Below are 15,246 nucleotides of genomic sequence, written 5' to 3' on the forward strand. Positions count from 1 at the left end.
GACAGACAGAGCCACAGCAACAACGCAAGGCACATGTCTGCCAGCTTTGCCCCAAGTAAGCCATAAGGCTGCGCCGGGCTAGCCCACAGGCGTATGCCGACTGATATATTACACTTTGTGTATTTGCCGCAGTCTGTTTGACCATTTTGCGTTGACGTAGCCAGCTACGCCTGCGTCAAAACGGACAAACAGACATATGACATAAAATGAGAAGGCTACAAAACAGCAGACGGCAATGCGGCAAACGGGCAGAGACAACCCTCCGGGACAAGCCGGATAATCTCTATATGACAGACAGTAACTTAACAAAACCCGCAGAATACATTATGAAAGATTACATCAAAAAAGCTGCAATGATGATAACATTGCTCCTGGCCGTAACACTAAATGCCGCGGCCGGCAACGAGAAACCTATCAGTGTAAGCCAGATGCCGCATAATGCACAGCAGCTGCTCAGCAGGCACTTCAGCAACAAGAAGGTGGCCTTGGCGAAAGTGGAATCGGGATTCTTCTCAAAAGAATATACCGTTATCTTCACCAACGGTGAGAAAATAGAGTTTGACAGCAACGGCAACTGGACCGAAATAAGCTGCAAGCGCTCGGCCGTGCCGGCAAGCATAGTTCCGCCGCAAATAAGTTCGTATGTCAAGAAGAACTATCCGGGATGCATAATAATTAAGATTGAAAGAGACGACAAAGAATACGAAATAGACCTGTCGAACCGCATAGAGATAACGTTCAACAAGAAATTCCAGGTCATAGACATTGAATGATAAACCTATATTCTATAAAAGCAAACAGCAACAGGCACCATGGCCGACGCATGACATACTGAAAACGATATATCTACAATCTAGATAATAATGCAAGAGCACACCTCCCGACTTTATGTGAGGCGTGCTCTTGCCGTATAATTCCTGACCGTTCATCCGGACAGATGCGGCATTTCGCCCTCCAAAAGACGGTCTTTTGCATTGCAATATGCCGTCTTTCACACGGCAAAAGGGCACCTTTCATAATGCAAAAGACGACATTAGGGCATGCAATACGAATATACATCGGCACACTGTAGACCGAAAATATTTTCTTAAAAAACTCATCACTCGTCACATTCCTGCGTAACATTCTGGATATCAGCAGGATATACTGTGACGAGTTGACTTCTCAACTCGTCACGCCACGCCCTGACATTGTTGTGTGATGAGTTGATTTCTCAACTCATCACGCTTCAAATTACTGACAGCCAGCGCATTATATGCGAATGTGATGGGTGATGAGTTTTTAAAGAAAATAGTTTTACTTCATCAGTAACGCCAGTCACCATGCTGCTCATTTCACCCTGACGACAATCCTACGGTATGACGTCAGAGCCGGACTGCCGTTGTCTGTAACTTCCTGAATGAGGTGTATCGTAGCCTTTGACACTGATTCCGGTATTGACAAAGACGGACGCGCCGTGGCTGCATCGCTCACTTCAATACGCAGACCGCAGTCGGTAGCGTCATCATAGACATAAAGCCTGTAGCTTATCTCGTTGCCGTCTGGATCATAAGAGCCCGAAAAGTCGAACTGCAGCCGATCGCCTGGCTTAGCGTCAACATATCTCACAGCCTTGGTGTCAGTCTTCTCGTCACTGAAACGTACTACAGGATGATGGTTGGCATCATTATAGTCTGCACACACACTCCATTTTACACGTGCCGCAAAATCGTTCAGTATGGCTGTCTTCCATCGGGCAATGGCCTCATTGCCCTCGCCCGAATTGGTGAACATATAGTAAGGATCATACTGTTTCTCGTCAAGATTATTCTTCTCAACCCAGTCCATACCTCTTACACCTGCCACCTTTTCCGTGCCGAAGCGTCCGCCCCAGCCGCCGTATTCAGGCTCCGACGGCACATTCAGCCCGTTGTCAACAAGATACATAAAGGCAGGGCTGTCGCCCTCTGTGGCCCACATCCTGTCAGGATAAGCAGCGCCGAGAGAACCATACTTCTGCACATTGTCGTCTACCCAACTGTCTGACGGCGCCCAGCCGTACACGGCAGTATTGCGAAGATAGACGATGTCGGGAAAGGTTCTGGCTATCCATGCTCCGGCATCACACTGCCCAAGCACGTCATAGATGCGCAGCTTCGACACAAACTTGGCCACATCTGCCGCACTCCTTGTGTGCTTCACCTTCCACAACGCCTGAGCCACCGTGTTCATGCCTCCCCATGCGTTAACCCATACCGGGCGGGGATCTTTGCTGTCAACGGCACGTATTATGAGTTCTGAGCCCGGAGTGTCGTGTCCCTCACCTACGTCGGCCATGCCCACTCCAGCCTGACCGGCAACGGCTACAGAGCGCAGACTGGCGGCTGAAGGATAGCTCTTGTCGTGAACAATAAGATTAGGATAAGCCTTCTCGTATGCATCTATAATCTTATTCAGCACGGGCAAGCCCAGAGGCGTCTTCACAAATGCCACGTTACATATAAGTCCCTCGATGTCAACATCATCAGACATGAGCAAGAGATGCACCATAGACTGCTCGTCGTCGGGATCGGTTCCGCCGATGTCGGTAGTAACGATTAGCCTGTGCTTCTCCGCAAACAAGCACGAAGGGGCGGCAAGCATGAATGAAGATGATAAAAGAATAAATAATAATCTGAATAAGGAATTGCGTTTAATCATGGATAATAAAATTGATGATAAAAAATCTTTATATGTTATTGACGTTATATACAAATACGGCAAAAGGCAAGTGCAATGACAGATAAGAAACCTGTGATTTTTAAGCAGACTTTGCCTAGCCGTTTCATATCTTTTTCAAAGATACAAAAAAATTATCATATCCATACGAAAACAATCAAGCCGGTAATTCTGTTTCACAAAAAATAACCTTTCTGCACATCGCCCCGAAATCAGGACAAGGCACAAAAAGGATAAAAATGAAGTAGGCAGATTGCCTGACGACCGGACACGGCATGAGCCTGACACAGGCTATTCTATGAGTTCTATGCTCACACCGTTGAACTCCTTGACAAAATCGAGAATGCGGGTGCGGTAATTCCTGCGGCGCAGCTTCATCTCTAGCGTAACCTCATATTGCCGTTCTCCGTCAACCACAATCTGCTTCATCCCGTAGTTGTCAAAGTCAACGCCATCAGCCTGCAGCTCGCTGAGCAGCTGACGCACTGTGTCATGGCTACGTGTGGAAAACGTTACGGCTATCTTTTTCATTCCGAAACGGTTAACCACAAAGGAGAACACCTCAAGACAGCACAGCACAAGCACCGTGCTGCCTATGGCGAGGGCATAAAGCCCGGTGGCAGCAGTCATGCCTATGGCAGCAGTAGCCCATAGCCCGGCAGCCGTGGTAAGCCCTTTCACCACATGTTTCTGAAAGATTATGGTGCCGGCACCAATAAATCCGATACCCGTAACCACCTGAGCCGCAATACGCGACGGGTCGAAAGAGGCAAACGAGCTGTAGATTTTCAGCGACTCGTCGAAGCCATACTGCGAAAGGATGGTGAAAAGAGCCGACCCCATCGCCACAAGAAAATGTGTACGCGTACCGGCTTCCTTAGCCCGCAGCTCTCGCTCAAGGCCGACAGCAGCGCCCAGCACACCGGCAATGGCTATGCGCAAGATGAATTCGGTAGTAGTAAACATAAGCATATAACTATTTTATGCAAACATACACATTTTTTCCGAATATCCAATGTCCGGCCGCCGCTTTTTCAGATTACTGACGGTAACAGTCTCCCTGCCCTACTTGCCTGACGACATCTGCCTGCGGAGCAGACGGCCGACAACGCTCCAGTAAGGCATCCTTTTCAGCGTATCCCTAACGGGCTGAATGTCCCATACAAGGAAGATGAGCAGCACAACTGTGGCTATGATGCACGTAACGCCGAACAGTTGTTTCAGACTGACGAGTATCACCTGCGTGGCATCGTACGGCATGGCGCGCGCAAAGTTTTCTGCTATGTGATGCCTGAGCGAAAAGCTGTATATACCCGAACATATAGTGTCAACCACGCCGTTGCGGATGAAGCCCACCATGGTTAGCCCCATGAAGAAATGCTGAAACGGCATCAGTTCTTCGAGATATATTGTAAGGGCTGTGAAGAATATAGCCACGCCGAAGGTTCTGCAAAATATAGGCAGATAGAAGCTCGCAATGTCAAGACCGGGCGTAATCATAAGATACATCTGCACCTCATAAGCCAGCAGGGACATGAGTCCTACGGTGAGCAGGCGCGTAAACTTCTGCCTGAGCACCTTTATCCAGAACATCACGAACAGACATCCACATATAGTGCCAACCCACTCGACAAGATAGAACACAGACATGGATATTGCGCCGAAATGGAGCACGCCCGACGTAAACGTGTTCTGCAATATCTTAGGGGTTGAGTTGATAAGTTCAACCAGCGCAAACACAGCAAGCAGGGGCAGCAGACGCTTATAGAGCCATGCCTCAGGGGCTATATAGGGATGGCGGATGTGGCGCATGCGCTGCAACGCAAAGTAGAACGTCACGGGCACCATGAACGTAACTACACGAAACGGACGTCCGTCCCACCAGTTGTAATACTCGCCGTAATTGAACAGGAACACTACTTCAATCAACAAAGCCGACCAGAGCACGCAGCCCAGCCAGTCGAGACTTATCAGCGGCAGCGGCTTCATGAAGCGGAAATCATGGGTGAGCACATACACCATTAGCGCAATGAAGAGCATTGCGCCCGTCATAGCCCAGTGCATGGCATACCAGCTCTGGAATATATATGTAAGGTGGACGGTTATCCAAGACGACAGACTCATGTCGCCGAGAACAATACAATAAAGCAACGGGAAGAATATTGTGAAGTCGCGCTTTGATGTCATCCACAGTTGTATATTAGACATACACTCAAACGTTCCGCAGAGTTTGAAAAATCCTGCAACATAAGAGAGAAGGCACAGCATGGGCACCGACTCGGTGTACATGCACAGCCAGTTGCATGCGGCAATGGCAAGAGCTGCCGTTATGAGCAGCTGGCGGTTGGTGAACCTGAACTTGAAGCGGAAAAGGAAAGGGAAAGGCATGTTAACGCCTATAACGCCGCACAGCACAATCATCGTAACATCCTCGCGCATGATACACATGTCGCCCATCACGTGAGGCATAGCTCCGGCATACATGCCTCCTGCCAACTGAAACAGAAAGGCGAAGAAGACATATATCCACGGCTGTATTTTCTTGGGCACGAAGCCGTTCATCATCGGCATCGTGAACGGTCCTGTAGGAATCGGCGGCATATCACTTATACATTACCAATGTTTCAACATTCAGTCCGGCACGGAGTTTCTTCAGGTCGGTCTCGCTGTTCTTTCCTACAATGGCTATACGCACCGGCACACGCTGCTCTACCTTCACGAAGTTGCCCGTGGCATTGTCGGCAGGCACCATAGAATAAGCCGAGCCCGTGGCAGGACTGAGCGACTCAACCACACCTTTATATGTAACGCCCGGAATGGCATCGGCAGTAAACTCAACAGCATCGCCTATAGAGATGTTCTTCAGCTGTGTTTCACGATAGTTGGCAATAACCCACACCTGATCGTCGTCCACAATACGTGCGAGCATCTGTCCGGGCTGAACGAGCTGACCTACATGAATGTCCTTTCGGCCCATCACTCCGTCGCTTGTAGCCACGATAACCGTATAAGAAAGGTTAAGACGGGCAAGATTTACGGCAGCCTCGGCCACGCTTACGCCTGCCGTGTTCTGACTCAGGCGGTGAGCCTGCTCGTTCTTTACGAGCGATGTAGAGCGGCGGCTTGCGCTTGCCTGCTCGTAACGTGCCTTCGCCGCCTTATATCTTGTCAGCGCGTTGTCATACTGCTGACGGGTAACAGCGTCTTTCTTCAGCAGCGAGGCATAGCGCTCATAGTCGCGGCGGGCGTTGTCCATGTCGGCTTTAGCCTCCTCAATGCCAGCAGAAGCCACTCTTACGTTGCTCGTCGTAGTGTTCATTCCGGCTGATATGGCAGAAGAGCCCGAACGTGAGCCGCGATAGCTGGCCTCTGCCTGAGCAAGCTGAAGACGATATTCGGCATCTTCGATGATAACGAGCGTGTCGCCCTTCTTCACGTGCTGATATTCCTCAAAGCGTATCTCCTTGATAAATCCCTGCACACGTGTGTTTATCGGTGTTATGTGGCGCTGCACCTGTGCGTCGTCTGTATATTCTGTGTTTGCCGGATGGGCAAAGCGGGTTACGACATACGTTATTGCTCCGATGAGCAACAGTATGATTACTACATTGTATATTCTTTTTATAAGTTTCTTGTTGTTCATATCTTATGTCTGTTATTTGTAATTTCTGTCCGTAGCCGTACCTGTATCGGTTCAGGCAGTGCGGCCGGTATTGTTTTTATGTATTTACACAGGTGCCTTATCAGATTTCACCTGCAATATACTTCATTTTATAGTATGCGTAAATGGTGCCTATGCGTGCGTCAACCTCCTGAAGTTCGGCGTTAAGCTTTATGTTAGATGCATCGACCATATCAGTTATCAGCGCCATCTGACTCATGTAGCGGTCGCTGACCACCTGATAGTTCTGAGCGGCAAGCTCTACGCTCTTCTGCTGTGTGCGCAGTTCGACAAACGACTGGCGATAGAGCGTGTATGCCTGCTGCATCTGGTTGTCTACACTCTCTGCCGTAACGGCATGATTCTCGTTGCTCTGCACAATCTGCGCCTTAGCCTTGCGCACCGTCTTGTTGCCCTTGAACAACGAACTGAGCGAATATTTTATGCCGATACCGACATACCAGATGTTGAAGTTGTTGTCAATAGGCGGCAAGTCGTAAGTGAACGGACCGCTGAAATTGTCAGTAGCAAACACCACAACCTTAGGCATAAGGTCGCTCTTTGCCATGCGCAATTGTTGCTGGGCCATATCTACACCGAGTTTCGACTGGCGCAGCAACGGCGACGAAACTGATGCCCGGCTCTGCCAGTCGGCCTCGTTGCCATTGTCTGATGCGGTTTTAAGTTCTGCTGTGTCGGGCATGATTACAACATCCGAAGTAAGTCCGAGGGTGTTACAGAGCTGATGGTTTAGCACGCTGCGCTGATCCTGAAGCTTGCGCAGTCCGAGTTTGAGCGACTCCATCTGCAGTTCATATCGTGTAACGTCGTTGCGCAGCGCTATGCCCTCTTCATGTTTTGCCTTTATATCGGCAATAAGTTTTTCGGTAAGCGCAATGTTGCTGTCATAAACTTTCATTCCGTTAGACAGCTTAACCAAGTCGAGATACTGACCGAGAGCCATGAAGCGCTGCTGACTGCGACTGAGGGCAACGCCTGTCTCTGCCTGTTCTTTCTGAAGTTCGGCAAGGCGTATGCCCGTGTTGATGGCTCCTCCGGCATAAACCACCTGCTGAGCTTCGAGCGCAAAACTGTTGCCGAAGTGTGGCTGGGTGATGCCTTTGGCATTGCTGAAATCGCGGTCGGTCATAAGCACGTTGCCGTTATAACTAACGGACAACGAAGCATTAACATCAGGCAGACGCCGGCTCTTTGCCTCCGAAATGGCATGATGTGCCACGTCGACTTCCGACTTTTGGGCACGCAACTGTCTGCTGCCCGTCTCAACAAGAGAAAACAACTCGCTCACCGTCATTGTGCGCTGCGTCTGCGACAATGCATCTGTTGACTGAAGAAGCAGTGCGCCGGACAATACGGCATAAACAAATTTACATCTAATCATCACTTTTATATTTTCACTATATTTTCCATTAATCCAGAGAAATGGTCTGAAACCGGGTGCAAAGGTAAGACTATTTAACAATTAAATGATTTTAATTTTTTCGCGAGAAATGGGACTTTTCGGAACAAACGTGGTGTTTTGTCACTCAATATAGCGATATTTGCAGCACAAAACGGAGATATGCATATTTCAGACATAAGTAAAAGCAACATACGACAAGCCCATGAAATTTGAAACATTCGCATCAGACAAGGCGCAGCTCTGCACAACATCGCTGAAAGAACTTGAAGCAGAATCGAACGTTATAGACTATGGTGCAATAATATTATGTAAAGGCGGCACGGCAACAATGCGCATCGACTTTAAAGACTGGCATCTGAAAAAGGATGCCGTAATAACACTATTCCCGAACGACATGGTGATGCTGCACAATGTTTCGGACGACTTTGAGGTGGAAATGCTGCGCTACGACAAGACGATGCTGAGGGAGGCGAGCCTGCAACTGGAGCAAACCGTGTACTCTCTGCTGCGCAAGGACAGATGCCGCACAGACAAACAGGTGGTTACGCTGATAATTGAAAACATGTTCAGCCTGCTCAGACTGTATTTCATACAGAAGGACTGTACATGTCTCGACCAGCTTGTGCTCTACCAGCTCAAGGCCTTCTTTCTCGGTTTCTACGACTGGATGGTGCGCAACAGGCACGAGGAGCCTGAAGGCTACGGCTCAAGACGCACCAACGAACTGTTCAACATGTTCATGGAAGACCTCGAACAATATTACATGAAGTCGCACGACGTGGCTTTCTATGCCGGAAAGCTTAACATAACGCCGAAATATCTTAACACCATTGTAAAAAATATGACCGGACACACTACAAAAAATATTATAGACCAATATGTAACTCTGCAGATAAAACTGCAGCTGCGTAACAGTGAGAAAAGCGTCAAGCAGCTTTCATGGGACTTCAAGTTCAGCGACGAGTCGTTCTTCTGTCGCTATTTCAAATTGCACACCGGTCTTACGCCACAGCAATTCAGAAAAAATATCAAGCAACAATGACGCCTGACAGGCCTTACATTTTTGTTAAACTGCGACGCTTGTTTGAAGCATAGTTGGCACATATTTCCGACTAAGCGTATGCATATTATCATCCGTTGACGCATAACAAAAACAATATGCCAAAAGCATGCATTCAGAGGCGGCTGACCACACTTATTTTTTTATCAGATTTAATGCAAAAACCCTCTATCATTTAGTCAATATTTCTTTGCGACTTTGCAAAATTAAACTATCTTTGCAAAAAAATAAATAACAGACATGCGGCATACCACATAGTCTAAACTCTTACGCACGCAAAGACTTGCGCCAAGACATTATGAAAAATATGTGAAAGCCATGAAAACAATCATTGATATGAACAAGATAACTAACATTATCGCCCAAACGAACTGGAAGCAGCAAGGCAAAGACATCTTTTTTCTCTTTGTCGGAGTACTGATGTATGCTACAGGCTACACAGCATTCATATTACCTGAAAAAGTTGTGCAGGGAGCCGTTGCCGGTATTTCAGCACTCATTTACTACACAACGAGTTTTCCTCCCAGTATCTCCATCTGGGTGCTCAATGCCATGATGATCATCATAGCAATCAAGGCTCTTACACCCCAGTTCGTAATAAGGACGGTGATAGGCGTCACGATGCTGTCGCTCTGTGTGGGCTTCCTTCAGCCTTTCTTCACCGCTCACCCGATTATAACTCCCGGAGAAGACAAATTCATGCATGTCCTCATTGCAGCACTGCTCTGCGGAACAGGACTTGGCATCGTCTTTACACACAACGGTTCTACAGGCGGAACAGACATACTGATGGCGGTGTTTAACAAATATTTCAACATCAGTTTCGGCCGCGCCATGCAGTTCATAGATTTCACAATCATAAGCTCATCTTACTTTGTATTCCACAGCGTGGAAACAATCATCTACGGTATCGTGTTCACATTAGTGGTAAGTTTCATGCTCGACTTCGTGGTAAACGGTTCAAAGCAAACTGTGCAGCTGCTGATAATATCTAAAGAATATCAGGAAATCGCCAATAATGTGTCAGGAGGCATGCATCGTGGCGTAACGGTCGTAGAGGGTAAGGGCTGGTATACAAAGAACGATGTCAAGCTGCTGATAATCCTCGCGCATAAATACGAGCTTCAGGACTTGATGATTATCATCAAACAGATCGATCCTAACGCGATGGTTTCACAGACGTTCTGTCACGGCGTGTTCGGGGCAGGCTTCGAAAAGATAAAATAGTCTACATATAATTCTGAAAGTATTAAATACACACATATTCGTGATATAACACTTTCATGTACAGCAACAGGTCATTTTCTGCCGCTGTACATGAAAGTGATAGTTTTTTTAATTTTTAACCATAATTATTATGAATGATATCAAAAAAAAGGGCAAGGCCGAAGTAAAGAATTCTTTTTATAAAGATCTTTTTTTCCTTACATTTGGAATATTACTTTATTCATTCGGATATACGGCCTTTATCCTTCCCGAACAGGTTGTGATGGGAGGCGTTTCCGGTATATCGGCGCTGCTGTTCTATGCCTTCGGATTTCCTCCCGGTATTTCGATCTGGGTGCTTAACGTTACTATGCTTATCATTGCCTGCAAGGCACTCACCAAGCAGTTTATCATCAGAACCATCATCGGCGTGTCTATCATGTCGGTATTTGTGGGCATACTTCAGCCCCTGTTCCAGGCATATCCCATAATCACGGCCGGCGAAGACAAGTTTATGCATGTTATTCTCGGAGGTGCAATGGCCGGCGGAGGCCTCGGTCTGGTGTTCTCGCATAACGGCTCTACAGGAGGAACCGATATATTGATAGCCCTGCTGAACAAATACTTCAGCCTGAGCTTCGGACGTGCCATGCAGTTTATCGACATTACGATTATCAGCTCATCTTATCTGCTGTTCCACAGCACCGAGACAATCGTCTACGGTATCGCCTTCACTCTGATTGCAAGTTATGTCTGCGACTACGTTGTCAACGGTTCACGCCAGACTGTGCAGTTTATCATCATATCAAAGGATTATGAAAAGATTGCAGACCAGATCAACCAAAGCGCCCACAGAGGTGTTACCGTTGTTGAGGGCAAGGGCTGGTATTCAAAGAAGGAAGTGGACATACTTATCGTTCTGGCAAGAAAATATGAGTCTCAGGAAATATTCCACTACATTAAGAATATCGACCCCCATGCCATGGTTTCACAGACATTCTGCCACGGCGTGTTCGGCGAAGGCTTCGACAAGATGAAATAATGCCTGCGGCCACATGGCCCAAGCATAGCCGGCAAAGAAAAGAATAATAGCCGGACAAAAGAAACGAACGAAGTTAACGGACAACAGTTTTTATATCTCCTACATGGCGATTTGTCCGTTAACTTCGTTTTATTACAGTGCCAGATGCCTTTCGCAGAACGCATCAACAGACACGACTACATTTTTAAAACTTCTGTATTATTTATATGAAATACATTCTACACACATTTCAGCGAATAGCATTCATCCTTATTTGCATCTTCCAGATAACGGCCATGCATGCCGAATCAGAGAAGTTTACGGTGCGCGGACGCATCGTAGACAGACTGTCGCGCGAGCCTGTCATAGGCGCAAGCGTATCGGTGCAGGGTCTGCAGGGCGTCGGGGCTGCCACCGACACCACCGGAGTGTTCGTCATAAGCGGCGTCAATCCAGGCATCTGCCGGCTCTACGTTACGTGCATAGGCTACAAGAGCGTGCTGTCTGCCGAATATTTCGTGTCGGCAAAGATGCCTACGATAGAGATTGAGCTTGACGAAGACTCAAAGCATCTCAACGAAGTTACGGTTAGCGTGCCCGTGATAAGGCGCGTAAAGCCAAGTCCGGTGAGCATGCAGATAATAGGACTCGGCGAGATAGAGAAGAGTCCGGGCGGCAACCGCGACATCTCGCGCATTGTGAGGTCGGTGCCGGGCGTATCGTTCTCTCCTATCGGCTATCGCAACGACCTCATCGTAAGGGGCGGCTCGCCGTCGGAAAACCGCTTCTTCATGGACGGCATAGAGATACCTAACATCAACCACTTTGCCACTCAGGGTGCGTCTGGCGGCCCGGTGAGCATACTAAACGCCGACCTTATACGCGAAGTGCAGTTCTATACAGGCGCATTTCCGGCTGACCGCGGCGGCGCATTAAGCTCGGTGATGGACATAAGTCTGCTCGACGGCAACACCGACGAAAACTCTTTCAAGGCCACTCTCGGAGCATCAGAAGTGTCGCTCAGCGGCATGGGCCACTTCGGCAGCAACACTACATATCTGTTCTCTGTGCGCCAGTCGTATCTGCAACTGCTCTTCAAGATGATCGGCCTGCCCTTCCTGCCAAACTACATAGACGGACAGTTTAAGATAAAGACCAAACTGGGCAAGAAAGACGAAATAACTTTCCTCGGGCTTACGGGCATCGACAACATGAAACTAAATACTGACCAAGAAGGAGAGGACGCCGAATACATGCTGAGCTACCTGCCCCGCATAACGCAGCAGACGTTTACGCTCGGTGCATCTTATAAACATTATGCCGGAAAGAACGTAACAACGGTTTCGCTCGGCTATAACTATCTGGGCAACCAGAATCTTAAATACCGCAACAACGACGACTCGACTCCCGAAAACCTTACGCTCGACCTCAGTTCGCGCGAACAGAAGCTGTCGCTGAGAGCCGAAAACCGCACATATAACGACCGCTGGACATGGCGCGAGGGCGTTGAAGCATGGTATGCCTTCTACAACGACCACACATACCAAAAAGTTTATCACAACGAAAGCTCAATATCGCAATACTCAACCGACATCAACTTTGCAGGATGGGCAGCCTACGGTTCGGCGCGCTATACGAGTGAAGACGGAAGACTTACGGCCAACATGGGCCTGCGCCTCGACGGATGCTCTTATTCTAACATAACAGCGCGCTTCTGGGAGCACATCTCGCCCACATTATCATTGTCTTACAAGTTTCTGCCGTCGTGGGCCGTCAACATCGGCGCCGGAATGTATCATCAGCTGCCACCATACACAGCCCTGGGATATAAGGACGAAAACGGCCAACTGGCCAACAAGTCGCTCGAATATATGCGCGTAAAGAACGCGGCGCTGGGCGTAGAATGGACACCGGGCAAGCAGATAACGGTGAGTCTGGAAGGTTTCTACAAACATTACACTGACATTCCGCTCTCCGTTGCCGACAACATTCCGCTCTCATGCAAGGGCAACGACTATGGCGTTGTGGGCAACGAGCTGCTCGTTTCGTCGGCCAAGGGCAGGGCTTACGGCCTCGAAGCCACCATGCGCTGGCAGATACCGGGCAAACTGGTGTCTATGGCGTCGTTCACATTATTCAAGAGTCAATACAAGAACAACTCAGACGCTGGATATATCAACTCGGCATGGGACAACCGCTTCATTGCCAACGTGAGCGCCACCTACGAGCTGCCGCGCAACTGGAGCATAGGAGCCAAGCTGAGTGCGATAGGCGGCAGTCCGTATACGCCGTATGACGTTGAAAAGTCGTCGCTTGTGGAGGCATGGGACGCACAGGGACGCCCGTATTACGACTATTCGAAATTTAACACCGAACGTCTTGACGCCTTTGCACAACTTGACATCCGCGTAGACAAAAACTATTACTTCAAAGGCTGGATGCTCGGCTTTTATCTCGACATACAGAACATAACAAAGAGCGTTCTGAGCCAGCCCGACGTGCTGATGAGCACTGGCGTCATTGAAAATCCTGACGCTCCGGCAGCCGAACAGCGCTACAAGATGAAGTATATCAGTCAGGACAGCGGCACGCTGCTGCCCAGCATCGGCATAACAGTGCGCTTCTGACATATACAGAAACATACATTCACACAGAAGTTATCAACAGACAATATCGAAGCTGTTGATAACTTCTGCGTTTTTATTTATCCAAAACCAATCACATCTGTACGCCCGAACAAGCAGAAAGCGCACATGCAACATCAACCAATATGAAAGCATATTCATCAAAAGCCACATCATTATGTCACTTTAGTTTTGTCATGATTTTCTGATGAAATAGAAAAATCAGACAGGCTATGCGCCATATGATGATAAAGAATATTTACATCCGGACATAAAAGGTAAGCTTTTATAAAACAACTCGGCAACTTTTTACCCGGAAACGGGCAGCTTTCAGCATGAAAACCAACCTGTTCTTTTATTGAAATAAAGGCTTTTTTGTCCCATTTAGGACAAAAAACATTGCACATATACGGCGCTACCTGCATAACGACATGTAACACACCGACTTACGTTTGCACACGTTTTCAGGGCATTTTCACGGCCAAATGATTTTAATTTTCAAATATTGCAGTATGAGAGCCTCAACAGAAATCAAAGTGTAAGGCCATAGCATCAAAGGGCGACAATATGCCAAACAGAACGAAGCCGGCATTATATATTAATTATGTATACAGCAGCAGAGAATCAATCAGACTGAAAATTTGTCATACAAATAAGACAAAATGTCAGAGATGAGCTACGGGCATGTATTTTGATTCTCTGATAGCAGACAATCGTAAAAAGATTGTATTCAGGAATAACAAATAAGAAAAAGAAAAGAAAGGAGACTATTATATGACATTCGACAAATTCACAATCAAAGCGCAAGAGGCTGTTCAGGAGGCAGTTAACACCGCACAACGCTCAGGACAGCAGTCGATTGAGCCGGTCCACCTGCTCAAGGGCCTTATGAACAAGGCTAAAGACGTCACCAACTTCCTGTTTCAGAAACTCGGTGTAAACGCCATGCAGGTTGAGACAGTGGTTGACCGTGAGATTAGCCGCTTGCCACGGGTTCAGGGCGGACAGCCTTATCTCAGCAACGAGAGCAACAGCGTGCTTCAGAAGGCCGTAGACATATCGCAGAAAATGGGCGACGAGTTCGTCAGCGTTGAACCTGTAATGCTGGCATTGCTTGATGTAAACTCTACGGCAAGCCGCATAATGAAGGATGCAGGATGCACTGAGAAGGAGATGCGCGCAGCTATAAACGAGCTGAGGCAGGGACAGAAAGTGCAGTCGCAGTCGGCTGACGAAAACTATCAGAGCCTGGAGAAATATGCCAAGAACCTGGTTGAGGAGGCACGTCAGGGCAAACTCGACCCTGTGATTGGCCGTGACGAGGAAATTCGTCGTGTACTTCAGATTCTGTCACGCCGTACAAAGAACAACCCTATACTTATAGGTGAGCCGGGAACCGGTAAGACTGCCATAGTTGAAGGACTGGCTGAGCGTATAGTACGCGGCGACGTGCCGGAGAACCTGAAAGACAAGCAGCTCTACTCGCTCGACATGGGTGCGCTGGTTGCCGGAGCTAAATATAAAGGAGAGTTTGAGGAACGTCTGAAGAGCGTC

General features: G+C 48.1%; 11 protein-coding genes. 6 read left to right on the forward strand and 5 right to left on the reverse strand.

What is annotated here, in order from left to right:
- Positions 1 to 338 precede the first annotated feature (338 nt).
- Positions 339 to 773 (forward strand): PepSY-like domain-containing protein, encoded by a 435-nt coding sequence (locus QVO66_RS02950; RefSeq protein ID WP_441295427.1) that lies wholly within the window; start codon positions 339 to 341, stop codon positions 771 to 773.
- A gap of 556 nt (positions 774 to 1,329) precedes the next feature.
- Here the strand turns inward: QVO66_RS02950 and QVO66_RS02955 are convergent.
- From QVO66_RS02955 to QVO66_RS02975, 5 genes are all read right to left on the reverse strand, one after another.
- Entirely contained in the window at positions 1,330 to 2,679 is a 1,350-nt protein-coding gene (locus QVO66_RS02955) for a DUF1593 domain-containing protein (protein WP_288172494.1), read from the reverse strand.
- A 309-nt stretch (positions 2,680 to 2,988) separates the two neighbouring features.
- Positions 2,989 to 3,663, reverse strand: a complete 675-nt coding sequence (locus tag QVO66_RS02960) for an MgtC/SapB family protein (protein ID WP_053397514.1) — start codon at positions 3,661 to 3,663, stop codon at positions 2,989 to 2,991.
- A 99-nt stretch (positions 3,664 to 3,762) separates the two neighbouring features.
- Positions 3,763 to 5,298: a membrane protein gene (locus QVO66_RS02965; protein WP_021853911.1), complete on the reverse strand. Its 1,536-nt coding sequence runs from the start codon at positions 5,296 to 5,298 to the stop codon at positions 3,763 to 3,765.
- Between the two features lies 1 nt (position 5,299).
- Complete coding sequence (locus tag QVO66_RS02970; protein WP_021853912.1) at positions 5,300 to 6,340, reverse strand: HlyD family secretion protein; 1,041 nt, start codon at positions 6,338 to 6,340, stop codon at positions 5,300 to 5,302.
- Positions 6,341 to 6,440: 100 nt separating this feature from the next.
- Positions 6,441 to 7,760: a TolC family protein gene (locus QVO66_RS02975; RefSeq protein WP_288172496.1), complete on the reverse strand. Its 1,320-nt coding sequence runs from the start codon at positions 7,758 to 7,760 to the stop codon at positions 6,441 to 6,443.
- 223 nt (positions 7,761 to 7,983) lie between these two features.
- Here QVO66_RS02975 and QVO66_RS02980 point away from each other — a divergent pair, with 223 nt between their 5' ends.
- From QVO66_RS02980 to QVO66_RS03000, 5 genes are all read left to right on the forward strand, one after another.
- Complete coding sequence (locus tag QVO66_RS02980; RefSeq protein ID WP_021853914.1) at positions 7,984 to 8,823, forward strand: helix-turn-helix domain-containing protein; 840 nt, start codon at positions 7,984 to 7,986, stop codon at positions 8,821 to 8,823.
- Positions 8,824 to 9,159: 336 nt separating this feature from the next.
- Positions 9,160 to 10,068 carry a YitT family protein gene (locus tag QVO66_RS02985; protein ID WP_021853915.1) on the forward strand — a complete coding sequence of 303 codons (909 nt, stop codon included), beginning with the start codon at positions 9,160 to 9,162 and terminating at the stop codon, positions 10,066 to 10,068.
- Between the two features lie 130 nt (positions 10,069 to 10,198).
- On the forward strand, positions 10,199 to 11,089 hold the full coding sequence (locus QVO66_RS02990) for a YitT family protein (RefSeq protein WP_021853916.1): 891 nt from the start codon (positions 10,199 to 10,201) through the stop codon (positions 11,087 to 11,089).
- Between the two features lie 206 nt (positions 11,090 to 11,295).
- Complete coding sequence (locus tag QVO66_RS02995) at positions 11,296 to 13,695, forward strand: TonB-dependent receptor (protein WP_021853917.1); 2,400 nt, start codon at positions 11,296 to 11,298, stop codon at positions 13,693 to 13,695.
- A 771-nt stretch (positions 13,696 to 14,466) separates the two neighbouring features.
- On the forward strand, positions 14,467 to 15,246 hold a 780-nt coding region (locus QVO66_RS03000), incomplete at its 3' end, for a Clp protease N-terminal domain-containing protein (protein ID WP_288172498.1).

Source organism: Prevotella sp. CAG:255, assembly GCF_000431195.1.
GTDB classification, from domain to species: domain Bacteria; phylum Bacteroidota; class Bacteroidia; order Bacteroidales; family Bacteroidaceae; genus Prevotella; species Prevotella rara.